Source organism: Symbiopectobacterium sp. (assembly GCF_047692315.1).
Lineage (GTDB): Bacteria > Pseudomonadota > Gammaproteobacteria > Enterobacterales > Enterobacteriaceae > Symbiopectobacterium.
The window spans coordinates 99629-122954 of record NZ_JBLLJS010000020.1; the positions used below are offsets into that span (position 1 = coordinate 99629).

The 23326-nt window shown below is 55.6% G+C and carries 17 protein-coding genes and 6 pseudogenes; 5 read left to right on the forward strand and 18 right to left on the reverse strand.

The genetic code is table 11. The features are described from left to right. The first annotated feature begins 227 nt into the window (after positions 1-227). Positions 228-1130: a TIGR01777 family oxidoreductase gene (locus tag ACMZI0_RS09860; protein WP_415672807.1), complete on the forward strand. Its 903-nt coding sequence runs from the start codon at positions 228-230 to the stop codon at positions 1128-1130. Positions 1131-1185: 55 nt separating this feature from the next. Here ACMZI0_RS09860 and hisP read toward each other — a convergent pair whose 3' ends face one another. The 4 genes and pseudogenes from hisP to ACMZI0_RS09880 all read right to left on the reverse strand — a co-directional run bounded on the left by hisP (position 1186) and on the right by ACMZI0_RS09880 (position 4054). Beyond that, positions 1186-1959: a histidine ABC transporter ATP-binding protein HisP gene (gene hisP / locus ACMZI0_RS09865; RefSeq protein WP_415672808.1), complete on the reverse strand. Its 774-nt coding sequence runs from the start codon at positions 1957-1959 to the stop codon at positions 1186-1188. Between the two features lie 31 nt (positions 1960-1990). Next, positions 1991-2539, reverse strand: a pseudogene (gene hisM / locus ACMZI0_RS09870) (histidine ABC transporter permease HisM); the annotation flags it as partial. Continuing rightward, positions 2532-3208, reverse strand: a pseudogene (locus ACMZI0_RS09875) (histidine ABC transporter permease HisQ). The pseudogenes ACMZI0_RS09875 and hisM, both read right to left, overlap by 8 nt. 66 nt (positions 3209-3274) lie before the next feature. Next, on the reverse strand, positions 3275-4054 hold the full coding sequence (locus ACMZI0_RS09880; protein ID WP_415672809.1) for a lysine/arginine/ornithine ABC transporter substrate-binding protein: 780 nt from the start codon (positions 4052-4054) through the stop codon (positions 3275-3277). A 215-nt stretch (positions 4055-4269) separates the two neighbouring features. Here ACMZI0_RS09880 and ACMZI0_RS09885 point away from each other — a divergent pair, with 215 nt between their 5' ends. Then, entirely contained in the window at positions 4270-4461 is a 192-nt protein-coding gene (locus tag ACMZI0_RS09885; RefSeq protein ID WP_415672810.1) for a hypothetical protein, read from the forward strand. Between the two features lie 20 nt (positions 4462-4481). On the opposite strand, the gene ACMZI0_RS09890 is transcribed toward ACMZI0_RS09885, so the two are convergent. The 11 genes and pseudogenes from ACMZI0_RS09890 to ACMZI0_RS09940 all read right to left on the reverse strand — a co-directional run bounded on the left by ACMZI0_RS09890 (position 4482) and on the right by ACMZI0_RS09940 (position 15503). After that, complete coding sequence (locus tag ACMZI0_RS09890) at positions 4482-5051, reverse strand: UbiX family flavin prenyltransferase (RefSeq protein ID WP_415672811.1); 570 nt, start codon at positions 5049-5051, stop codon at positions 4482-4484. 136 nt (positions 5052-5187) lie between these two features. After that, positions 5188-6705 (reverse strand): amidophosphoribosyltransferase, encoded by a 1518-nt coding sequence (gene purF, locus ACMZI0_RS09895; RefSeq protein ID WP_415672812.1) that lies wholly within the window; start codon positions 6703-6705, stop codon positions 5188-5190. 21 nt (positions 6706-6726) lie between these two features. Further along, a complete protein-coding gene (gene cvpA, locus ACMZI0_RS09900; RefSeq protein ID WP_415672813.1) occupies positions 6727-7227 on the reverse strand; it encodes a colicin V production protein in 501 nt (166 codons plus the stop codon). Positions 7228-7626: 399 nt separating this feature from the next. Next, complete coding sequence (gene dedD, locus ACMZI0_RS09905; RefSeq protein ID WP_415672814.1) at positions 7627-8316, reverse strand: cell division protein DedD; 690 nt, start codon at positions 8314-8316, stop codon at positions 7627-7629. Continuing rightward, positions 8306-9574, reverse strand: a complete 1269-nt coding sequence (gene folC, locus ACMZI0_RS09910; RefSeq protein ID WP_415672815.1) for a bifunctional tetrahydrofolate synthase/dihydrofolate synthase — start codon at positions 9572-9574, stop codon at positions 8306-8308. The genes dedD and folC overlap by 11 nt, the downstream gene beginning before the upstream one ends. A gap of 86 nt (positions 9575-9660) precedes the next feature. After that, a complete protein-coding gene (accD, locus tag ACMZI0_RS09915; protein ID WP_415672816.1) occupies positions 9661-10578 on the reverse strand; it encodes an acetyl-CoA carboxylase, carboxyltransferase subunit beta in 918 nt (305 codons plus the stop codon). 213 nt (positions 10579-10791) lie between these two features. Further along, positions 10792-11493 (reverse strand): annotated as a pseudogene (locus ACMZI0_RS09920) (DedA family protein). Positions 11494-11575: 82 nt separating this feature from the next. Then, positions 11576-12397 carry a tRNA pseudouridine(38-40) synthase TruA gene (gene truA, locus ACMZI0_RS09925; protein ID WP_415672817.1) on the reverse strand — a complete coding sequence of 274 codons (822 nt, stop codon included), beginning with the start codon at positions 12395-12397 and terminating at the stop codon, positions 11576-11578. Continuing rightward, positions 12397-13410, reverse strand: a pseudogene (locus ACMZI0_RS09930) (aspartate-semialdehyde dehydrogenase). Before ACMZI0_RS09930 ends, truA begins: the two are co-directional and overlap by 1 nt. A gap of 101 nt (positions 13411-13511) precedes the next feature. After that, positions 13512-14636: a DUF3410 domain-containing protein gene (locus ACMZI0_RS09935; RefSeq protein ID WP_415672818.1), complete on the reverse strand. Its 1125-nt coding sequence runs from the start codon at positions 14634-14636 to the stop codon at positions 13512-13514. 90 nt (positions 14637-14726) lie between these two features. Beyond that, positions 14727-15503, reverse strand: coding sequence for an AraC family transcriptional regulator (locus tag ACMZI0_RS09940; protein ID WP_415672819.1), 777 nt, complete (start codon positions 15501-15503; stop codon positions 14727-14729). Positions 15504-15599: 96 nt separating this feature from the next. Here ACMZI0_RS09940 and ACMZI0_RS09945 point away from each other — a divergent pair, with 96 nt between their 5' ends. Both ACMZI0_RS09945 and ACMZI0_RS09950 read left to right on the forward strand, forming a co-directional pair. After that, a complete protein-coding gene (locus tag ACMZI0_RS09945) occupies positions 15600-16526 on the forward strand; it encodes a DMT family transporter (protein ID WP_415672820.1) in 927 nt (308 codons plus the stop codon). Positions 16527-16646: 120 nt separating this feature from the next. After that, positions 16647-17876, forward strand: a complete 1230-nt coding sequence (locus ACMZI0_RS09950) for a flagella biosynthesis regulator Flk (RefSeq protein WP_415672821.1) — start codon at positions 16647-16649, stop codon at positions 17874-17876. A 53-nt stretch (positions 17877-17929) separates the two neighbouring features. Here the strand turns inward: ACMZI0_RS09950 and fabB are convergent, their stop codons facing one another. Beyond that, the gene (gene fabB / locus ACMZI0_RS09955; protein WP_415672822.1) at positions 17930-19144 is read right to left on the reverse strand and encodes a beta-ketoacyl-ACP synthase I; all 1215 of its coding nucleotides are present in this window, start codon (positions 19142-19144) and stop codon (positions 17930-17932) included. Between the two features lie 162 nt (positions 19145-19306). Here fabB and mnmC point away from each other — a divergent pair. After that, positions 19307-21268 (forward strand): annotated as a pseudogene (gene mnmC / locus ACMZI0_RS09960) (bifunctional tRNA (5-methylaminomethyl-2-thiouridine)(34)-methyltransferase MnmD/FAD-dependent 5-carboxymethylaminomethyl-2-thiouridine(34) oxidoreductase MnmC). 9 nt (positions 21269-21277) lie between these two features. On the opposite strand, the gene ACMZI0_RS09965 reads toward mnmC, so the two are convergent. Together ACMZI0_RS09965 and stbD are read right to left on the reverse strand one after the other, a co-directional pair. Then, positions 21278-21970 (reverse strand): fimbria/pilus periplasmic chaperone, encoded by a 693-nt coding sequence (locus tag ACMZI0_RS09965; protein ID WP_415672823.1) that lies wholly within the window; start codon positions 21968-21970, stop codon positions 21278-21280. Positions 21971-21992: 22 nt separating this feature from the next. Continuing rightward, a pseudogene (gene stbD, locus ACMZI0_RS09970) lies at positions 21993-23322 on the reverse strand (fimbrial usher protein StbD). Between the last annotated feature and the right edge of the window lie 4 nt (positions 23323-23326).

Sequence of the window (23326 nt, forward strand, 5' to 3'; positions counted from 1 at the left end):
TGCTATTCAGCATGCGCCGTTTTGCAGCATTGCCCCATAATGCAGCAGGTTTTGCCAATCCCAAGGGCAGCGTGGCGTACTGAAATGCAGCGTTTTTTTATCAGAGAGTCCCCGTATCTCGCTCAGAATCACCTATTATCATTAGCATTCATGATAAAAATACGGATAGGTTCCAGGTTACATCCTTGAAGCGCCGTCAGAACCGATAGGGAATAAGTGAGGCAACGATGCAACTACTGATTACGGGCGGAACCGGCTTGATCGGTCGTCACCTGATTGCTCGATTACTGTCTTTATCTCACCATGTCACGGTCGTCACTCGCGATACAGAGCGTGCACGCCAGATACTGGGCGAACGTGTGGAGTATTGGTCAACGCTGCAAAATCGTACCGAGCTGGACGACATCGATGCTATCATCAATCTGGCAGGAGAACCGATTGCTGATAAACGCTGGACGCCACAACAAAAGCAGAAACTCAGCGAGAGCCGTTGGCACATTACCGAGCAGTTGGCTACGTTGATTAAAACCAGCGCCTCACCGCCCTCGGTATTCATTTCCGGCTCTGCCGTGGGCTATTACGGCAACCAAGGGGCGGCGTTGATCACCGAGGAAGAATCTCCCACGCCCGAATTTACCCATCAACTCTGCGCACGCTGGGAGGAGTTGGCACTGAGTGCGGAGAGCGATCACACACGAGTGTGCCTGCTGCGCACCGGCATCGTACTGGCTGCGAACGGCGGCGCGCTGGCAAAAATGCTACCGCCCTTCCGCATCGGGCTGGGTGGCCCCTTGGGGTCCGGCAAACAGTACATGCCCTGGATTCATATCGACGATATGGTCAATGCCATTCTTTACCTGTTGGATAACCCGATTCTGTGTGGACCATTCAACATGACCGCACCTTATCCGGTGCGTAACGAGCAGTTCTGCGCCATGCTGGCCCACGTGCTGGATCGCCCGTGTTTTATGCGCGTCCCCGCGTTTGCGCTCAAACTGCTGATGGGAGAAGCGGCCACGCTGGTATTGGGTGGACAGCGCGCCATTCCGCATCGGCTGGAGGCAGCAGGATTCGGCTTTCGCTATTATGAACTGGAAGAAGCGCTCAAGGATGTGACCGGGAAAAAATAGCCAAAGGGCGCATCGCCAAAAATCGGCAAATACGCCCGGTTGATGACGGCACCGTCTACTTCAACGCACCAGAGAGAAACTGCTGCAAGCGCGGGCTCGTCGGGTTACCAAATACGCGATCTGGCGGGCCTTCTTCTTCGATCACGCCCTGATGCAGGAAGATCACATGGCTTGATACGTGGCGAGCAAACTCCATTTCATGGGTTACCACCACCATGGTTTTACCCTCTTCCGCCAGTTGCTGCATGATACGCAGCACTTCACCCACCAGTTCCGGATCCAGCGCCGACGTGGGTTCGTCAAACAGCAAGACTTCCGGCTCCATCGCCAGCGCTCGCGCGATAGATACGCGCTGCTGCTGCCCACCGGAGAGATTGGCCGGATATTTGTTCTGCGCCTCGCCGGTAATCCCGACTTTATCGAGATAACGCACGGCGCGCTCGCGAGCCTCCGCTTTGCTCAATCCCAACACCTGAACCGGTGCTTCCATGACGTTTTCCAGCGCCGTCATAAAGCTCCACAGGTTGAAATGCTGAAACACCATGGTCAACCGAGTGCGCAGCAGCTGCAGCTGTTTTTTATCGAACACCTTCAGTTGCCCGTCGGTGTCACGCACCATGCGAATTTCCTCATCGTTGACGAAAATCGCCCCTTCGCACGGTTTTTCCAGAAAGTTGATGCAGCGCAGCAGGGTGCTTTTACCCGATCCTGACGAACCGATAATCGAAATCACATCGCCCACTTTCGCCTGAAGGGAGACCCCTTTCAGCACAGAGTGTTCCCCGTAACATTTATGCAGTTCCGTCACCATCAGCTGATGGTCTGACATGCTGTTTTTTTCCTGATATTAATGAGAAGAACGGGTATGAATATGCCGTAGCCAGCGCCGTGGAGTGGAGCATCAAAATCACCTCATTGCTGTATGCCGGCAGCGCAATGCGTAACGCACAGGGCAAAATAATGCAGCGATACTGTTTAAAACGAGAAAAACCATAGGCTCTGGCGGCTTCAATTTCACCGTGGGGCACCGAGCGGATCGCACCGGCAAAAATTTCTGTGGTATACGCACGGGTGTTTAACGCCAATGCCAAAACCGCACAGTTCAGCCCGCTGCGGAAAAACGCATTCAGCATGTCAGTACCGCGCACGATTTCCAGGCTGTAGACGCCGGAGTAGAACACCAGCAGTTGCACGTAAAGCGGCGTGCCGCGAAACACATAGGTAAAAACCCATACCGAAAAACTGAAACGCCGCCGCGGGGATACACGGACAATTGCCAGCGGGATTGCCAGCAGACCGCCAATCACCACGGACGAAATCAGCAGCCACAACGTCATCGCCAGACCGGTGAGCCGATAACCGTCACTCCACAGCAAGGGTTGCCAGTACTGTTGCAGGATCTCACTCATAATTCACCTTCTTCACGCCCTGCGAGTAATGGCGTTCCAGCCACCACAGCACCCCATTGGAGACCGTGGTAAAATCAAATACATCACCCCAGCGACAATGGCGAAATAGAACGGCTCATGCGCGCCCTTGCCTGCCAACTGTGTCACTTTGACAATATCATTCAACCCCAACAGTGAGACCAGCGCCGTTGCTTTGAGGATCACCTGCCAGTTATTCCCGATCCCCGGCAGCGCAAAGCGCATCATGGAAGGAAACATGATGCGGCGAAATACTTTCAGTGGGGTAAAACCGTAAGCCACCGCAGCTTCAATCTGTCCTGGCGGCACAGCCAGATAGGCACCGCGAAAGGTTTCGGTAAAATAGGCCCCGTAGATAAATCCGAGCGTGATGATCCCCGCCGAGAGTGGGTCGATATCGATTTGTGCGATGCCAATCGTTTCGGTCAGGCTGTTGAGCGCAATCTGCAAGCCATAAAAAATCAGTAACATTAACACCAGATCCGGCACACCACGGATAAGCGTGGTATACGCGGAGAAAAAACCGGACAGCGGGCGGTTGGCGGCCGCGCCAATAAGCCCAATGACCAACGCCAACAGAAGCGAGCACACTGTCAATTGCAGCGTCATGCGCGCTCCATCAAGGATCAAATCGGTATAGCCGTAGAGCATCGCGCGTTTCCGTCTAAAAATGCACACTCTGCCTGCATGACGCAGGCAGATTCCGGCAACACGCCATTAGCCGCCGTATACGTCAAAATCGAAGTATTTCTTCGCGAAAGTGTCGTAGGTGCCATCTTTGCGCATCTCTTCAAACGCTTTATCCAGCGCGGCTTTCAGCTCTTTATCTTCTTTGCGTAGCCCCATACCCGTACCCACGCCAAAGAATTTATCATCTTTTACCGCAGGACCAGCAAACACGTAATCTTTGCCCGCAGGTAATTTCAGGAAGCCTTCGCTGCCTGCCACTTCATCCTGGAATGCAGCATCGATACGGCCTGCAGTCAAATCGGCGTAGATCATATCCTGGTTCTGGTAAGCAACCACATCAATGCCTTTCGGCTGCCAGTTGGCATTGGCATAGGCTTCCTGAGTGGATGCCTGCAATACCCCGGCACGTTTACCACGCAGCGATTCCAGCGTCGGTTGAATGTTCGCCCCTTTCTTCTCGATCAGACGCGCGTTGGCGGCGTAGAGTTTTTCCGTGAAAGCAATCTCCTGCTGGCGCTTCTCGGTGATGGAGAGCGAAGAGATGATGGCATCAATTTTTTTCGCTTTCAGTGAAGGGATCAGCGCGTCGAAATCGCTTTCAACAAAGGTACATTCGGTCTTGATGCGCTTGCACAGCTCTTTGGCCAGATCGATATCAAATCCCACCAATTCACCGCTAGCATTTTTGGACTCAAAGGGTGCATACGTCGGATCGGTGCCGATTTTGAGATTCTTGGGAACATCGGCCAGCGCGCTTCCCGCAGCAATAACTAAGACCAACGGCAGAATTCTGAATAATTTTTTCATTTCGCAACCCTTATCTTGATGGAATGATGATCAAAAGAATGAATATCACTAAGCGTAAAGGGGCGGTCAGACGCCTGCGCGCGTTTGCGCGAAAGGGATGCCAGCGCCGCCAGTCTCATCAGCAGAAACCCTGCAAAATCCGCTCCATAATTGCAGCGGAATACGGATAAATCCGAAATCTGCCGCAAGCGCGTAATGATAGGGGCACCCTGCCGATGGTGCTGATGCACAGGTTAGCCAAGACGGATGCGGCGCACGGTCTTGGCAACAATTTGGTGCAAATCAATCAACAATTGCACCATAACAACGCATCACCGCTTAAGCGTAGTGCAAACCCAGTGGAGACAGGCAAGAAAGCGAGAGAAAAGGCAACGCAAATTGCACCTGATTGGTGTGTTTTTGCATAACCTTGCAAGATTCGGCGGCGTCAACTGCCTTGCCAGCGAGTGAACAACGCCTCGGGCAACGCAATATCAAACTGATCGAGGACACGGTTGACCGTTTGATCGACGACGTCCTGCAAGGTCTGCGGGCGGTGATAAAACGCGGGAACAGGCGGCATGATGACCGCCCCCATTTCTGCGGCCTCGGTCATCAGGCGCAGATGTCCGAGATGTAATGGTGTTTCGCGCACGCACAGCACCAACGGGCGGCGCTCTTTCAGTATCACGTCGGCTGCGCGGATCAACAAATTATCGCTATAGCTGTGCACAATGCCGGAGAGGGTTTTGATCGAGCAGGGAAGAATCACCATCCCCGCGGTGCGAAACGATCCGGATGACAGCGAGGCGGCAATATCACGGCTGTCATGTACCACGTCAGCCAATGCCTGCACATCGCGCACGCTGAAATCACTCTCGAGCGTCAACGTCTGTCTGGCGGCAGGACTCATGATCAAATGGGTTTCCACGTTTTCCAACGGCTGCAACACCTGCAACAGGCGCACGCCATAGATAGCTCCGCTGGCACCGGAAAGTCCAATGATGAGTCGTTTCATGCCTAACCTCGAAATGCTGCTGCGTAAAAAAGAGAACTGGGCTGACTTTGCCTCATCCCCGGCCAATAAGCAACAAAGGGAGACTCTTACGCGCCTCCCTTTTCACTGTGATTGCCGATCAATGTCGAGAATGCAATCAGCCTTCGTTGTGCAGTTCCAGATCTTCGACTTCGTTCTGGCCGCGCAGCGCTTTGGCATCGTCGTTGCGCAACCCTTCCAGATAGTCGAGGTACCCTTGATCGACATCTTTGGTCACGTAGACGCCGTTAAATACCGAGCATTCGAACTGTACGATATCCGGGTTCTCTTCCCGCGCAGCGGCGATCAGATCGTCCAGGTCCTGGAAAATCAGGGCATCAGCACCGATAATCTGACGAATCTCTTCCACCTCACGCCCGTGGGCAATCAGCTCATTGGCGCTCGGCATATCAATGCCATACACGTTGGGGAAACGAATTTCCGGCGCAGCTGAAGCCAGATAAACGCGACGCGCACCCGCTTTACGCGCCATTTCGACGATTTGCTCCGAAGTGGTGCCACGCACGATGGAGTCATCCACCAGCAGCACATTTTTGTCGCGGAACTCAGCGCGGTTGGCATTCAGCTTACGGCGCACCGAGTTTTTACGCTGTTCCTGACCTGGCATGATAAAGGTACGGCCAACATAGCGGTTTTTCACAAACCCCTGACGGTACGGTTTATCAATAATGCGCGCAATCTCCAGCGCGATATCGCAGGAGGTTTCCGGAATTGGGATCACCACATCGATATCCAGATCTTCCCACACGCGAGCAATCTTCTCACCCAGCTTCTGCCCCATGCGTACGCGGGCGCTGTAGACCGAAATTTTGTCGATAAAGGAGTCCGGACGAGCAAAGTAAACATACTCGAACAGGCACGGATTGCTTTTCGGGTTCTCGGCACACTGGCGCGTAAACAGTTGCCCTTTCTCGGTGATGTAAACCGCCTCTCCCGGCGCTACGTCACGCAAGAACTCAAAACCGAGGGTATCCAGCGCCACGCTTTCCGAGGCCACCATATACTCGATGCGGCCATCCGCCAGTTCGCGCTTGCCGATCACCAACGGACGGATACCGTGCGGATCGCGGAAGGCAAACAGGCCATGACCGATGATCATGCCAACGCAGGCATACGCACCGCGAATCTGCTTGTGGGTTGCGGCAACGGCAGCAAACACATTGTCAGCATCCAGCGGATAGTGTTGGAAACGATCCAACTCGCAGGCAAAGATATTGAGCAGAATCTCAGAATCAGAGGTGGTATTAACGTGACGACGCCCTCGCTCGAACAACTGTTTACGCAGTTCGTGCGCGTTGGTCAGGTTACCGTTGTGTGCCAGCGTGATGCCAAACGGGGAATTGACATAAAACGGCTGGGCCTCCGATGTGCTGGAGCTGCCCGCGGTAGGATAACGCACATGCCCCACGCCCATATTGCCTTGCAGACGCTGCATATGGCGTGCCTCGAATACGTCCTTCACCAGGCCGTTCGCCTTACGCAGGCGGAAGCAGTTCATGGGATCGATGGTGACGATGCCTGCGGCATCTTGTCCACGGTGCTGTAACACCGTTAACGCGTCATAAATCGACTGGTTTACCGGTGTAAAACCGGCGATACCGACAATACCGCACATGTTGTCTTTTCCTCATCAGCGCTACCGCAGCTCTATGTGCTGCGGCAAGAAACTTGACGTGCTTTGCAGATAGTCGAAAAACCACCTGATGATACAGCTAAACTGCGGGATGAGCTGAGACCGTTTCCAGTCGTCGCTTTGTGAAAAACCGGTAAAGGTATCCAAAAAGAACAGCAGTGCAGAGACAATCAACACGCCGCGCAGCGCACCAAAGCAAATGCCCAGTACCCTGTCGGTGCCTGAAAGCCCGGTTCGTTCAACTAGTGAGCCAATCACATGGTTGACGATCGCTCCCACAATCAATGTCGCAATAAACAGAATGGCGATGGCAACCCCGTTGCGCACCAGCTCGTCTTCAAAGCGCGTGAAATAGACTGACAGGTATGGGTAATAGTGGCTGGCGACAAAAAATGCACTGCCCCAGGTGATCAGCGAAAGCGCCTCACGAACAAAGCCCCGGATCAAACTGACCAGCGCTGAGAAACCAATAATGCCCATGATGACGTAGTCAACCCAAACCATGAACTCTCTCACTCACGAACGATGCCAACACAATCCCTCTCGTACAGGCAACGATTATCGCCTGGTTAAGAGAGCGTAGCGCCGCTCATCATCCTGTTCGCGGCGCATTCTAACAGAAAAAGAAAACGTTTGCGTAGCCTATTTCCCCAACGATTTCACCGATAGGTGAATTTGCTGGCAGCATCGCTACGCGATGCACTCACCCTTTCGCATCGGGTGTCAAAACCCCGAGGGCGATGCCTCTCAGACTAATGACAAAGTCCGTTGTTAGGCGAAGTACGGCGATGGGGTCGTAGCGGCGTAAGCCGCTGGAGCGCCCCACGGCGTGATGCGCCGGGAAACAAGGACATACCAAAAGGTTTGCCAACAACCTCAGAGGGCAATGCCCTCTGGACACATTTAACGTGCGCTGTAGTTTCTTACCTGACCGCTCAATCCGCTCAACTGTTGCAGTTCGCCCAGGGCAGATTGCAATTTCTGTTTCGACGCATCCGGCCCGACGTAAATACGGGTTATCTCCCCAGCGACAGGTGTCAACGGAATGGTATAAGCACGGTATCCCGACAGGCGCAGTTTAGCCACAATCTCGTTCACTTTGTCGGCATTTTTCAACGCCCCCAGTTGCACGACATAGGCTTGTCCTGCTGGCGCGGCCTCAGGCTTCACTTCCGGTTTGATTTCCGGTTTCGCCTTGGGCTTGGTTTCCTGCTTCACTTCCGCTTTAGGGGCTACCGGACGAGCGGCCACAGCGGGCGGTGCGATTTCTATCGGCGCAGAAGCAGAAGAAGGTGCGTTGGTCGGCGGTGCCTGCGTTTCACCTTCATCCTCAGGCGTGGTCACGCCGCCCTGGGGCGGTTGCCCCTGCATCGCCTGCTGCGCCCCTTCTGGCGGCTGACTGGGCAATGACTGGTTCAATGAAGGCAGTGATTCTGCCTCACTGCTGTCGCCCGGCTTAGGCACCAGAGGAATCGCGGCAAACTCATCTTCGTAATGTTTCTTTTTGCCATCCAGCAGCGCAGGCAGCACAATCACGCCCAACGCGACCAGAATAATGGTGCCGACCAGACGGTTTTGAAACTTACTTGCCATTCACCCTACTCTCATCCAGCGCCGCCATCACATGCGCTACCGTATGAAAAGATCCACACACTACGACGGTATCCTGAGTGTCCGCCTCTTGCATCGCCTGACGCCAGGCGGTCGCGACATCATCAAACGACCGGCTACGATCGAGGTGTGCGGTTATCAATTCAGCACCTGCACCCCGCGGACCTTCCAGCGGGGCACAATACCATTCATCCACCACCGGCTTGAGGTACGCCAGGGTGCCGGGAATATCTTTATCAGCCAGCATGCCTATCACCGCACGCACTTTGCCCGTTTGTGGCAACTGTGCCAAGCGCCCGGCCAGATAACCCGCAGCATGTGGATTATGAGCAACATCCAGAATCAGCCGCGGCTGTTCGCTTACCGTTTGAAAACGGCCCGGCAGTGCCGCGCGTCGCAACCCCTGTTCGATAGCAGCCAGAGGAACATCAATTGGCCCTTGATGTAGCGCCGCCAGCGCTGTAGCGGCATTAGGCAGCGGCACGTTCGGTAGAGGCAGCGTCATGCGCTCCCCACCGGTTGGCTGCCAATACCAACCGTCGCCTTCTTGCGCGAACTGCCAATCAAGACCACGCCTGTACAGCAATGCCCCCTTCTCTTCAGCCACAGCAGCGATAGAGGCGGGCATATCCGGCTCACCGACCACCGCCGGTGTTTCACCGCGGAAAATACCGGCTTTTTCACGACCAATACTTTCGCGATCGTGCCCCAGCCAGTCGGTATGATCGAGCGCTATGCTGGTCACCACCGCCACATCGGCATCGACGATATTGGTGGCGTCCAGACGTCCCCCCAGCCCGACTTCCAGAATAACCACATCCAGATTCTCCTGCTTAAACAGGTGCAGCGCGGCAAGGGTGCCAAATTCGAAATAGGTCAGCGAAACATCGCCACGCCCGGCGTCAATCTCAGCAAAAGCCTGACAGTGGGCGGCCTCCGGCAACTCCTGACCTTGAATGCGCACCCGCTCAGTGTAGCGCAGCAGATGGGGCGAACTGTAGACACCGACACGCAGTCCCGCCGCCATCAGAATGGCTTCCAGCGTGCAGCAGGTAGTGCCCTTTCCGTTGGTTCCCGCTACAGTAAATACCGTTGGGGCCGGACGAAGCAGGTGAAGACGAGCAGCAACCTGTTTAACACGCGTCAATCCCATGTCAATGGCAGTGGCGTGCAGGTGCTCCAGATAATGAAGCCACGCGGCCAAAGGCGACGTGGCTTGGGGAATGTGAAGATTTTCCATGAGTCTCGTTCACTGGCTTACGGTTCATTGATACAGGATGCGTAACCAACACGAGCGTCGCCTGCCGCATCCTGTACATGTGTCACTTATTGCGCATCATCCTGCGGTTCAGTGGTCACTTCCGGCGGACGAACATCAGCGGTTTCCACCGGCTCAGGATGGTTCGTCAACCGAGACAGGATGCTGGCCAGTTTGAAGCGCATTTCCGGACGGTGCACGATCATGTCGATCGCCCCTTTCTCCAGCAAGAATTCGCTACGCTGGAAACCCGGAGGCAGTTTTTCACGTACCGTCTGTTCAATAACGCGCGGGCCGGCAAAGCCAATCAGCGCTTTAGGTTCTGCAATGTTCAGATCGCCGAGCATCGCCAAACTGGCCGAAACACCGCCCATGGTCGGATCGGTCAATACGGAGATATAGGGCAGACCGCGCTCGCGCATCTTAGCCAAGGCTGCGCTGGTTTTCGCCATTTGCATCAGCGACATCAGCGCTTCTTGCATACGCGCACCACCGCTGGCGGAGAAACACACCAACGGACAGCCATCTTCCAGCGCCTGCTCTACTGCACGCACGAAACGCGCACCGACCACAGAGGCCATGGAACCGCCCATAAAGGCAAATTCAAAAGAGGCAGCCACTACTGGCATGCCGTACAGCGTGCCTATCATCACCACCAGCGCGTCTTTTTCGTCAGACTGTTTCTGCGCGGCAACCAGACGATCTTTGTATTTCTTAGAGTCTTTGAACTTCAGCGCATCCTTGGGCTCCAGCTCACTACCCAGCTCAACCACGCTGTCCTTATCCAGAAACGCATTCAAGCGCGCACGGGCGGAAAGCCGCATGTGGTGGTCACACTTAGGACACACCTCAAGGTTACGCTCCAACTCGGCGCGGTAAAGCACCTGACCGCAGCTATCACATTTTGTCCATACCCCTTCAGGAATATTGGCCTTGCGGGTCGGTGTAATGTTGCTCTTGTTAAGAATTCGTTCAATCCAGCTCATTGATAACCTTTCTACTTGAACCTGGCCATGGCCAGTCCGCTCTGCCCCGTCATTACGTGCGTTTGCCGCTGTCCGAACCGATTGCTACTCCGTCGTTTCGGGGCGTTGGCAACGCAGGTCGTCACCGGGGACAGACCATAAATGCCGCTCATTAAACCATAACACTCCGGGACTGTGGATAGAAAACTGGTCAAACCGGAGAGATTACCGCGTTTATTCTTGCGAGTGCGAGTGGTTATCCGCTCGCGCCGCCGCTCGTCTATGCCGCCAGATTTCAATGATACCCGGCAAAATAGAGATGAAAATAATAGCGACAATCAATAACTTCAAGTTTTCTTGCACAATCGGCAGGTCGCCGAACAGATAACCTGCGTAGGTAAACAGCAATACCCACAACAACGCCCCTACCACATTATAGAGAGCAAAGTGGCGGTAGCGCATATGCCCCATACCGGCGACAAACGGCGCGAATGTTCTCACAATCGGCACGAAACGCGCCAGAATAATCGTTTTACCGCCGTGTCGGGCATAAAACTGATGTGTTTTATCCAGATAACTGCGGCGAAAAATTTTCGAATTCGGGTTACTGAACAGCTTTTCCCCGAACAAACGCCCAATAGTGTAGTTGACGGCATCCCCCAGAATGGCCGCCGCAACCATCAGCGCCACCATGGTGTGCACGTTCAAATCGTTACTCGGTAGCGCCGCCAGGCGCACCAGCAACAAACAACAGGGAATCCCCCGGTAGGAACGGCGTCACCACCAGGCCCGTTTCGCAAAACAGGATCAAAAACAGAATCGCATAAATCCAGACACCGTATTGCGCAACCAGTTCCGCGAGGTGAACATCAAGAGGTGAACATCAATATGCAGAATAAAATCGATGATAAAGCGTATAAACGCGACAAGTTCCATCATGGGCATTTTTCACGGCACAGCGCCGTGACTATCCTCATCAGTGTTTAGTGTGGACACAGGCGCAACTGCCCGCCACAGGTCAATCTTCCAGAAACAGCGGGCCCATCGGCAACGCTGGCAGTTCGAAACGCACCGGATAATCTACCGCGACCAGATAAAGACCGTCTGCGCGCGCCGTGGCGGCCGCCAGCGTGCGATCTTTGGCAGCCAGCAATTCGGCTATCCAGGATTCAGGCTGATTGCCGCACCCCACTTCCATCAGGCTGCCGACGATATTGCGCACCATGTGATGCACAAACGCATTGGCTTTAATATCTACCACGATGTAAGCACCATGACGCGTAACCTTTAAATGATTTACATTGCGCCACGGCGTGCGCGACTGGCATTGCACGGCGCGAAACGAGGTAAAATCATTCTCGCCCAGCAGACACCGTCCGGCACGTACCATGCGCTCTGCATCCAACGGGAAGTGAAAATGGGTTACCCCCTGCGCCAACACCGCAGGGCGGTAACGGTGATTAAAGATAATGTAGCGGTAGCGGCGCGCCGTCGCGCTGAAACGCGCGTGGAAATCCTCATCCACCGTTTTAACCCAGCGCACGGCAATGTCCCGTGGTAAATGGGCATTGACGCCCATGGTCCAGGCGGCATCTTTACGCTGTGCCTGGGTTGTAAAGTGCACCACCTGCCCGGTAGCATGCACGCCGGCATCGGTTCTGCCCGCACAAAACACAGTAATCGGCTCATCGGCTACCTTGCTCAGTGCCTGCTCCAGATGCCCTTGCACGCTTCCCACTTCGGCCTGACACTGCCAGCCATAATAGCGGCTGCCGTCGTACTCAATGCCCAGAGCCACCTTGATAATTTCTGGCCCCTGCGGCAAATTACTGTCTGACATTACCCCAGATACTCCTGCACCAGCCGCTCTGCCGTCTCCACTGCCATCAACGCGCCGCCAAAGCGCACGTTATCCGCCACCGACCAGAATTGCAGCAGTTCGGGAATATCATAGTCGTTACGCAGGCAACCTATCTTAAGTTGAACGTTGTCAGAGGCATCCTCCACCTGCGTTGGGTAGTCATCTTCATCACTGAGTTGCACATCCTCAGCACGCGCGAGTTCATCTCGGGCTTCTTCCGCAGACAGCGGACGCAGTGCTTCAAGGTGCACGACCTGTGCATGCCCATAAAACACCGGAGCCTGCACGCAGTTAACGGAAATCGGCAGCCCTTCGTCCTGCAACACCTTGCGTACCTGATCCACCAGACGACGCTCTTGCGCCACGCTACCTTGCTCGTCTGCCAGCAACGGCAGCAAATTGAACGCCAGCTGTTTATCAAACAGGCCCGGCTCCGGTGGAATGCCGTTCAGCTAGCGAGCGCTTTGCCCTGCCAAATCGTCTACGGCCGCTTTACCCAACGCAGAGACCGAAAGCAGGTTGGTGACGTGAAGACGTGACAACCCCGCCTGATGATCAACCAGCGGTTTGATAGCCAGCAACAGTTGGCTCACCAGATTATCTGCCACCGCAACAATATTACGGTTGCGGTAATCAGCCAGCACGTGCGTATTGACGCCCGGCACCACCAACGGGACATCCGGCTCCAGTGCGAACAGGTCGCTGCTGTCAATCACCAGGCAGCCCGCATTACCTGCCTCTTCCGCATAACGTGCGCTCGCCTCACTGCCAGCAACAAAAAAGGCCAATTGCGCCTGAGACCAATCGAAATCGGCCGCATCCTCGACCTGCCAGGATTTACCGTTGACCCGCACGGATTCCCCCACGCTGCGCTCACTGGCTAGCGGATAGAGCGTACCTACGGGAAACGCGCGCTCTTGCAACAACTCCAGCAGCGCCGTTCCCACCGCACCCGTTGCGCCCAATAGCGCAATATTCCAGCCGTCAAACATGTGGTGTTCTCCCATTCGTCAATACCTCTTGCTCGGGCGGTGTATCACCGCCCGAATACCCTACGCTAAAAACGTCGTATTTCATGACACCCTCTCGCCCACTAGGGCAAGATGGCAGTGAAGCCTAATGCATTCAGACAGGCCACGCTGGCCTCATCAGAACAAGTGACTCGCAGCGAAGACCATTCGCGGCGCTCCTGATAGTGTTTACGTAGACGATCAAATCCGCCAGATTGCCCCGCAGACTGGCGCAATAGCGCATCGTCACGGCGTACATCATACACCAGATGTACCAGACGCTTAAGCAGCGCTTGATCGAGAGGGGCAGTGAGATGGACATCCGTGATATCCGGGACAGGTAACGGCGACGCCAGCGGCACCTGCTGAGGCTGACCCATAAACTGGCACAACGCTTCAAACACCTGCGTGGTGCCGCGCGCTTTGCCTTCCAGGGTATAACCAGCAATATGTGCCGTACCGACATCAGCACGCGCCAGCAAATCCAGAGACAACCCCGGTTCCGGCTCCCACACGTCCAGCACTACGCGCAGATCTTTGCCCTGCTGCAACGCCCGCAGCAGCGCAGCGTTATCCACCACGGGACCGCGGCAGGCGTTGATCAGAATACGCCCCGCCGGCCAGGCTGCCACCCCATCATCGATGAGATGAAAGGTGTTATCCGGGCCCCCCTTCGTCAACGGCGTATGCAGCGTGAGAATATCAGCTTCACGCAGTAACGTATCCAGAGGCAAAAAAGGACCGACATCGCCGTTGCGCGCCCGTGGAGGATCGCACAGCAAGGTTTTCACGCCCCAGGCATTAAGACGTGCCTGCAAACGTCGCCCGACGTTGCCCACGCCAACGATACCGACTGTTTTGTCGCGCAGTTGAAAACCATCGCGCTCCGCCAACATCAACAGCGCAGAGAACACGTATTCCACGACTGCAATAGCATTGCATCCCGGCGCCGCCGAAAAGCCCACACCCTGCTCGCGTAGCCAGGTTTCATCGACATGATCGGTGCCTGCCGTCGCACTGCCGACGAAGGTCACTTCCGTCCCCGCCAACAGTGCGGCATTGACCGGCGTGACGGAGCGTACCATCAGGGCTTGCACCTGTGCCAGCGCCTCCACGGGCAGCGGCCTTCCCGGCACGGCCACCACGTCACCCACGCGGCTAAACAGCTCGCGTGCATACGGCATATTCTCATCAACCACAATTTTCATGTACGACCCCTGTCAGACTACGCTTGCAAGAAAAACAGGGGCACTATTTTGCCACCGAATGGTAAATAATCCCAACGCTATCCCAATAGCTTAGGGTCTGGCTCGATACCCTTCCGGCGTGGCTCCACTTTGCTGGCGAAACATGGCGATAAAAGCCGATGAAGAACTGTAGCCGACCTCCAGCGCCACTGACTGCACGCCCATACCCTGTCGCAGCAATGCCAGCTCTTGCAGGTAGCGCAGCCGCTGTCGCCACTCGCTAAACGACATACCGAGCAATGCCTGGCAGCGCCGAGAAAGCGTGCGCTCGGTGCTGTATACCTCGTTTGCCCATTGCGCCAAAGTACGGTTATCCGCCGGGCACTGCTCCAGCGCATGCAGCACCGGAGCCAGCAGTCGATCGTCAGTTCCCGGCAAATAGTTACGCTGACGCGGTGCCACCGCCATTTGATCGCACGGCACGCGACACAAGCGCAGATCGGGTTTGTCATGTGGAATCAAAACATTGCGCGCAAACAAATCATCTTGAATCGCCTTAAACAACGGGCCGACCTCAAGCAAACAAGGCGTTTCGGGAAGTTCACCACACCAGCGCGTATCAAAATTGATGGTGCGAATGGTGGCCTGACGTTGGTTATAGCATGCATGCTCCACACCGTGCGGTAACCAGATGGCAAAATGGGTCGGTGCCCAAAAACGCTCATGTTCAAGACGCAGGACGACAACACCAGAAACCACATACAGCAACTGTCCCCACTCATGGCGATGAGGCAAGTATTCCGTATCGGCACTGACCGCCTCTGAACGCAAAAATACACCGTGTAGCGGTATACCTTCAGGGCGGTAGTAAGATCGTTGCCGGGTCATGTTGTCTGCCTTGCCGTTAAAGATGTCTTGTTTTCACTATATATAACGAACCCGCCTGTCGTAAACTGGCTCACCCAGTTAATGAGAATCATTATCATGCAAGCGTTATTCCCCCTCATCGCCGTCCTGTTCTGGTCTTTTAACGTGATCGTCAACAAGCTCTCCGTTGGCGTCATCGATCCGGCTGCGATGTCATTCTACCGCTGGCTGTTGGCCTTTCTGGTGCTGACACCCTTTATGTTGCCTCAACTGCGACACCATGCTGACACCATCAGGCAACACTGGGGAAAATTGCTGTTGCTGGGGTTTCTCGGCATGGTGCTGTACCAAAGCATGGCCTATTACGCGGCGCACAGCATCAGCGCGCTGATGATGGGCATTCTGGTTTCATTGATCCCATTGTCCACGGTGTTGATCAGCCTTCCGCTGCTCGGCGTGGTACCCACATTGGGCTTACTGTGCGGCGCGCTGCTCTCCTTCTTTGGCATTACCTGGCTTATCAGCGGTGGGCATCCGGCGCTGATTCTGGCCCAGGGCATCGGGCGCGGCGAAGTCATGATGTTTATTGCCGCATCGGCATATGCCTTGTATGGCGTATTGACCAAACGTTGGTCCATTGCTTTGCCGACCTGGGTGTCTCTCTACGTGCAAATTGCCTTTGGCGTCGTGCTGTTGGCTGACAGCATCTCCTTGAACGCGCAAAATATTCCCCTGGTGTTGTTTGCCGGTATTTTTGCCTCGATTCTGGCACCCTGGATGTGGATCGCGGGGGTGATGCGCATCGGAGCCAACAATGCCAGCATTTTCATTAACCTGACACCAGTATTTACCGCAATGATCGCCGTAACGTTCCTGCACGAAGCGCTGCACAGTTATCACGTGGTAGGTGGGGTCATGGTATTGTTTGGGGTTGTTATGGCGCAGCGTGTACGAACGCCGCTCTATCGACGCAAAGCCATTTGCACGCCAAATGCCAATATGCCACCTGAGCAAACGCGTGAAGCAGACGCAAATCACAAATAAGGCGGTATTTTCCCCGATGATCTGACTATTCTTGCACCTGACACCTTGCTATGATTTCTGTTGCCTATTCAGGGCTCCCGGGGGAATGCGGGGTGCCTTTCACGCAGCAAGGAGTCCATCATGCAGCCTGTCAGCAGTCCGGGAACCCCGACGCCTGGAGATCGCCCCCCCGCGTCGCCGGCTTCAGCCATTACGTCATCGTCTTCCAATACGGCGGCGGCGAACTCCCCGTTGACCTTTACCCAACGCGCTACGCTGGATACGCTGGTGGTTAAGCTACAGGCGCTGACGTCGCTGAGTAACAATGCCATCTGGACCACGCTGCGTCAGGATATCGGCCTGGCCCCTAACCAGACGCTGCTCGGTCAGCATTTTACTGCCGCCGAGCAGTCATTGCAGAACCAGCTTGTCCAGGCTCAGGTACAACAAAACAGCGCGTGCCACCCGTTGTTGCAGCGTCTGACCGATCTGCTACCGCAAGGAAATAACAGCCAGCGCGTTACCCAGTTTTTGCGTCAGGAATTTGGTCACACCGAGCTAAAAGCGCTGACCCAGCCTCAGCTACAGCGGGTGCTGACCATGCTGCAAATGCCGCAGGATGCGGCGACAACAAATCCCGCCCCCAGCAGAGCTCCCACGCTTGCGACTACGCTGGTGCAAAATGCGCTCACCAATGTCGCTACCAATGCGGCGACCACTGCCCTGCTGCAACGCCCGCTGTCTAGCGTCGAGCAGAACAGCCTGAATCAGATGGTAGTGCGATTATCAGCGCTGTTCGGGGAGCCAACAGAAAAAATCTGGACCTCACTGACGGCAATGCAACACCAGCCGCCGGGCACCTCGATTCCCGCGCGCCACCTGCCGCTCCTGATGCAATATTTGCAAACGCAAACCGACCTGCACCATTTGCTGACTACCGGCAATGCGCACAGCGACGCACCAGCAACGGCGGCCGCAGCCGCGACCATGGCGACCACGGCGGGCAATACGGCGCAGCCTCCAATGACGGCGACCCTGTCCGCATTGCACACGCTGTTTCAGCCCGCGCTGGAAGCCAATGAACAGCAGTTGTTGCTGGACTATAGCCAAAACCGTTTCAATGCCGGGGTACAGACACCGCTCACCCAGCCTCAGCTCAACGAGCTGGTGACCTTTTTGTTTGCTCACCGCATGCAACGATCTTCCGAAGGGGGGCTGACAATACAGATCCTGTTCCCTCATCCACAGCCGATTACCAACCCGCTGGTTGCCGCGTTGCCACCCGCTTTGCAGTCGGTGTTCAACAAACCGCTGTTTTGGCCGATTGTCAGCTTTTTCGTGGTGATGTTTCTGCTGTGGATACTGTTTTAATCGGCAAAAAAAACCGGGGCACAAGGCCCCGGTTCAGAAAAACGGACTATCGATTACTGCAACTTACGCATCACCAACGTGGCGTTGGTGCCGCCAAAACCGAAACCGTTGGACATGACAGTCGTCAGCTTACGCTCGGTCGGCTCGGTCACGATATTCATGTTCTGCGCCAGTTCATCCAGCGTATCAACGTTAATGCTCGGCGCGATGAAATCGTGCTCCAACATCAGCAGAGAGTAGATAGCTTCCTGTACGCCCGCCGCGCCCAGAGAATGCCCGGTCATCGCTTTGGTCGCCGAGATCGGCGGGACGGCGTCGCCAAACACATGACGGATCGCCCACAGCTCTTTGACATCGCCCACTGGCGTAGACGTGCCGTGGGTGTTGATATAATCGATAGGGGTATCCACATCCTGCATCGCAAGCTTCATGCAACGCACGGCACCTTCGCCTGAGGGGGCAACCATGTCGGCACCGTCAGAGGTTGCGCCGTAGCCAACCACTTCAGCGTAGATGTGCGCGCCGCGCGCCAGCGCATGTTCCAGCTCTTCCACCACCACCATACCACCGCCGCCAGCAATCACAAAACCGTCGCGATCGGCATCATAGGTGCGGGAAGCTTTTTCCGGCGTTTCATTGTATTTGGTGGAAAGTGCGCCCATGGCATCAAATTCACAGGCCAGCTCCCAGCACAGCTCTTCACCACCGCCAGCAAACACGATGTCCTGTTTGCCCAGTTGAATCTGCTCCACCGCATTACCGATACAGTGCGCAGAGGTGGCACACGCGGAGCTGATGGAGTAGTTCACACCTTGAATTTTAAAGGGGGTCGCAAGACATGCAGAAACCGCCGATCCCATTGCTTTGGTGACCACATACGGGCCAACCGCTTTCAGGCCGCGCGAGCTGCGCATGGCATCCGCACCAAACACCTGAGAGCGCGCAGAACCGCCTGAGCCGGCGATCAGACCTACGCGTGGATTGTTCTGATAAACTTCAGGGGCCAGCTTGGCGTCTTCAATGGCTTGTTCCATTGACAGAAAAGCATAGACAGAGGCATCGCTCATGAAACGCACGACCTTACGTTCAATGAGGCCGGCGGTGTCCAGCTTCACATTGCCCCAGACGTGACTACGCATGCCGGAATCTTTCAGCTCTTGAGAGAACGTAACACCCGAGCGGCCTTCCCGCAACGATGCCATGACTTCCTGCTGGTTATTACCAATGCTTGAGACGATCCCCAGGCCAGTAATCACTGCACGTTTCATTCAATACCTCTTTCCGCATAAATGTATTTTGGGATTTCGCCACGCACTTTAGCGTACAGATGTAAGCTGAACAAGTCCGATCACCCAACCTTTTACAAAATTTGCGCCACGGGCACCCGCTGAGTAAAATCGCGCTATCGCTTTAAAAATGAGCCAATTATCGTGAAAGACCATGCTATTCAGCACGGTACACTCTCCTGGAACGAACAAGGTACACCTGTTTCGCAACAGTTTGATGACGTTTACTTCTCAAATCAGGATGGGCTGGAAGAAACCCACTATGTTTTTTTGCAGGGCAATCATTTTCCGACGCGCTTCCTTGAGCACGATCGCCCACTGAGTGTCATCGCTGAAACCGGCTTCGGCACTGGCCTGAACTTTTTGACGCTGTGGGAAGCCTTCGTGCATTTTCGCGCGCAGCACCCGCATGCTACGCTGCGTCGCCTGCACTTTGTCAGTTTTGAAAAACTCCCTTTGCGCGTGGACGATCTGGCGCTGGCACACGCCCACTGGCCGACGTTTGCCCGTTACGCCGAGGAACTGCGGCACGCGTGGCCGTCAGCGCTGCCCGGCTGCCATCGCCTCATTCTGGCTGACGGCGCCATCACCCTTGATCTGTGGTTTGGTGACATCAACGATCTGCTGCCCACGCTGGACGATTCGCTGACGCATCAGGTTGACGCCTGGTTTCTCGATGGCTTTGCCCCGTCTAAAAACCCGGACATGTGGACGGAGAACCTGTTTCACGCCATGGCGCGCCTGTGCCGAGCACAGGGTACTTTCGCGACCTTTACCGCCGCAGGATTTGTGCGTCGAGGCTTGCAACAGGCGGGCTTTGAGGTGCAAAAAATCAAGGGGTACGGGCAAAAACGCGAAATGCTGTGCGGTGTGTTACCCCATGCCATCCCTGCGGCGGCGGTAACACCCTGGTATTCGCGGCCGGCAGCGAGCACTACAGATAATATCGCCATTATCGGCGGTGGCATCGCCAGCGTGCTGACGGCGCTGGCATTGTTGCGCCGCGGTGCGTACGTGACGCTCTATTGTGAGGATGATGCTCCGGCGTTGGGGGCTTCCGGTAACCGTCAGGGCGCACTCTATCCGCTGCTTAACGACAAACACGATGCGCTTTCCCGCTTTTTCGCCACGGCGTTTGGCTTTGCCCGCCGTCAATATGACGCGCTAGGGCAAGCCGGTATTGCCTCTGAGCATGACTGGTGTGGCGTGAACCAGATTGCCTACGATGAAAAGAGCGCGCGAAAAATCACACAAATTTTGCACGGCGATTGGCCAACCGATTTGGTCACTCCGCTCAGTGTTGATGAGATGGATGCAACGATTAGCGATAGGTTTTCCTGGTCTGAGCTATGCCGAGGGCGGCTGGTTGTGTCCGGCAGAGATGACGACGAATGCGCTCAAGCACGCGCAATCGCTCGGGCTGGCGGCTTACGTTGGCTAACGAGCAGCAGCTCGTCCATCCTGCGGTGGTCCTGGCTAACGGACACGCGCTCAGCGCCTGGCCGCAAACCCAACATCTTCCTTGCTATGCGGTGCGCGGTCAGGTGAGCCATATCCCGACGACGCCACTAATGCAACGCTTGCAACGCATGCTCTGTTACGACGGTTATCTGACGCCCGTCAGCCCTCGCCATCAACAGCACTGTATCGGCGCCAGCTATCAGCGCGGCGTGGTTGCCACCACGTTTAGCGCGGACGAGCAGCAGGAAAACCACCAGCGCCTCGCGGCCTGCTTGCCAGAGGCAACATGGGTGAATGACATTGACGTCAGCGACAATGCAGCACGTCAGGGGGGTACGTTGCGCCATTCGCGATCATCTGCCGCTGATCGGCGCCGCGCCGGATTACCCGCAAACGCTACAGGAATACGCCACACTGGAGACGCAGCAGCACACGCCGGAAAGGGTAGCTCCGGCACCGGTTCATCCCGATCTGTTCATTATCGGCGCGCTTGGGTCGCGCGGGCTGTGTTCCGCTCCGTTGGCCGCAGAGATCCTGGCCGGGCAACTGTACGGCGAGCCGTTGCCTCTGGATGCACCAACGCTCGCCGCGTTGAATCCGAACCGTTTTTGGGTAAGAAAACTGCTAAGAGGCAGAGTGGTGTAATCCACGCTATTACAGATTCAGCGTGGTGGAATAGCGCCAATGCGTGCCGAGATCGTTGATGGGCTGATAACTGAGCGCCTGTCCGACGATCGCGCGGTTTATCAGCAGGTTTACGCTGGACGTCGGAGCCACCATCATGCTGCCCAGACGTTGTTCAGCATAGCTGATGTCTGTCAGCGTCATATGCCAAGGGGTGGGATTGGTGACCTGCAACTGCGCTCCGTCCCTGCCTTGCAGCAAACGAAAACGCAGTTGCTCGCCATCAGACTCATTGGGGTCGCCCAACCCGGCCGGCCGGATAAACACTTTCAGGCGCAGACGCAGCGGCAACACCACGTTTTGCGTATGGCGTGTCATCTCTGCCGTATTCGGTGAGATTTGATAGACGTTAAGCCACAGCAGCGATTCCTTGTCATTGGCAACCCCCTGACGTGAGGTGAGCAGCAAACGCAAGGAGCGCGCTTCGCCTGGCTTCATACTGAATACCGGCGGTACGGCGATCAGCGACGTCGTGGCGCGCTCTGGCGGCGTCAACGGATCGCCGTCATCGCTCCAGACCTGAACCAGCGTGGGCTGTTTTTCTGAATTGGAGAGAATCAGCGATGTCGACATCTCGCCGTCATGCAAAATCACACGCGTGCCTTCAATATTGACCACACCGAATGCGGGCACAGAGCCCATCAGCCAAAGTGCGCAAACCATCCCGCCGATGGCTTTCTATACGCTACTGAAAACTGACCATGATCTGCAATTGCGCATTGACTGTCCCCGGCGTAATCGGTTGTTGATTAATCGCTTCCAGCGATGCAGTAAAATCCCCGGCGTAAATTTCTGTGCTGCCGCCAGACACCCTGGTGGTCAAATCTTTGAAGGCATACCACCCGCGCGGGTTGCCGGTGCCGTATGACGTCAAATCCGGCAGCAGGTTGATCGCCTGGCCTTTACTGTTGAAAATACGGATACCAACGCCAGAGGCCTCGCCCGCCCCCGTGCCGTACTGATTATCCAGCAACCAGGTCAAACCGCCGCCGCTGGTGACTAACCCCAACGACCGTGCCGCCGCCACTGCGGCGGGCTTATTCACCAGAAACCCCATCGAAACATTCGCAGCAGTGAGTGTTGATACGCTGGTGCTGGACAATGCCCCGGATTCACACTGTAATGGTGACGGAGGACCCGGTACGGCTGGTGCCTCCCTGACGCAGTTGATTGGCAGTGATCAACGGCAGCATCACGACATTAGGAAAATCATCCACCCGACAAGACGCACCGCGCACAAAGGTTACGCCCGTCGCGTACAGGCTCCAGGTACCTGGCCAGTCGTAGGGCCACCCTTCGTATTTAGTTGCCGAATCAGCACCTTCGGTGACATTCGTACTCAACCCCGGGCCTTTAAATGCAGTATAGCCATGAGGCTGGCTGTAGAGGTAGGTATAGCGATTATAGGCGTTGCCATACCAGGTGGTGCTGTCGATGCGAAACACCTCCATCAAGACATCGCTGAAGGCACTGGCGGGGATATAAATATAGGTGCCGTGAGAGAACCAGTCCGACGGCGTCAGTTGCCTTCCTTGCCAGTAGCGGGAAAAGCAGGCATCGGTCTTTAAATGAGTGAGCCTGACGGCAACATTGCGCACATAGCTGTAGTAAGCGCCGTCTATCTCACTGGCGGCATACATACCGGCATAACCGCTATCGCCATTGGTGGCATACATTTCAAACAGGCTGCTGGCATCAGCCACCGCGCAGCGAAACAGGATCTGGTTGGCGGTAAATGCTGTCTGTGCGCCCTGACTCAGAAAGCTGATTGAGCTGCTCACCAGTAAGGTTCCTGACGGCTGAAAAGTACCGCTGCTTAAGCTTATCACGCCGGGCATGCCGATGTTTCTGCCGTTACAGGTATCATATGCTCCATTCCAGGCGGTCGCGGTATAACCCGCATTTCGCGCTGCCTGCGATAAGGATGTTGTGCTGGTGACGCGAATACAGGCGCTGTAGGCAGTCTGGCACCCGAGCAACAGCAATGCCAACCAGAATGTCATACGCAATGTCATGGCG

Excerpts from the sequence above, each read along its gene's own strand:
- ACMZI0_RS09860 (WP_415672807.1), top strand. The coding sequence starts at position 228 with ATGCAACTACTGATTACGGGCGGAACCGGCTTGATCGGTCGTCACCTG.
- hisP (WP_415672808.1), bottom strand. The coding sequence starts at position 1,959 with ATGTCAGACCATCAGCTGATGGTGACGGAACTGCATAAATGTTACGGG.
- ACMZI0_RS09880 (WP_415672809.1), bottom strand. The coding sequence starts at position 4,054 with ATGAAAAAATTATTCAGAATTCTGCCGTTGGTCTTAGTTATTGCTGCG.
- ACMZI0_RS09885 (WP_415672810.1), top strand. The coding sequence starts at position 4,270 with ATGGTGCTGATGCACAGGTTAGCCAAGACGGATGCGGCGCACGGTCTT.
- ACMZI0_RS09890 (WP_415672811.1), bottom strand. The coding sequence starts at position 5,051 with ATGAAACGACTCATCATTGGACTTTCCGGTGCCAGCGGAGCTATCTAT.
- purF (WP_415672812.1), bottom strand. The coding sequence starts at position 6,705 with ATGTGCGGTATTGTCGGTATCGCCGGTTTTACACCGGTAAACCAGTCG.
- cvpA (WP_415672813.1), bottom strand. The coding sequence starts at position 7,227 with ATGGTTTGGGTTGACTACGTCATCATGGGCATTATTGGTTTCTCAGCG.
- dedD (WP_415672814.1), bottom strand. The coding sequence starts at position 8,316 with ATGGCAAGTAAGTTTCAAAACCGTCTGGTCGGCACCATTATTCTGGTC.
- folC (WP_415672815.1), bottom strand. The coding sequence starts at position 9,574 with ATGGAAAATCTTCACATTCCCCAAGCCACGTCGCCTTTGGCCGCGTGG.
- accD (WP_415672816.1), bottom strand. The coding sequence starts at position 10,578 with ATGAGCTGGATTGAACGAATTCTTAACAAGAGCAACATTACACCGACC.
- truA (WP_415672817.1), bottom strand. The coding sequence starts at position 12,397 with ATGTCAGACAGTAATTTGCCGCAGGGGCCAGAAATTATCAAGGTGGCT.
- ACMZI0_RS09935 (WP_415672818.1), bottom strand. The coding sequence starts at position 14,636 with ATGAAAATTGTGGTTGATGAGAATATGCCGTATGCACGCGAGCTGTTT.
- ACMZI0_RS09940 (WP_415672819.1), bottom strand. The coding sequence starts at position 15,503 with ATGACCCGGCAACGATCTTACTACCGCCCTGAAGGTATACCGCTACAC.
- ACMZI0_RS09945 (WP_415672820.1), top strand. The coding sequence starts at position 15,600 with ATGCAAGCGTTATTCCCCCTCATCGCCGTCCTGTTCTGGTCTTTTAAC.
- ACMZI0_RS09950 (WP_415672821.1), top strand. The coding sequence starts at position 16,647 with ATGCAGCCTGTCAGCAGTCCGGGAACCCCGACGCCTGGAGATCGCCCC.
- fabB (WP_415672822.1), bottom strand. The coding sequence starts at position 19,144 with ATGAAACGTGCAGTGATTACTGGCCTGGGGATCGTCTCAAGCATTGGT.
- ACMZI0_RS09965 (WP_415672823.1), bottom strand. The coding sequence starts at position 21,970 with ATGGTTTGCGCACTTTGGCTGATGGGCTCTGTGCCCGCATTCGGTGTG.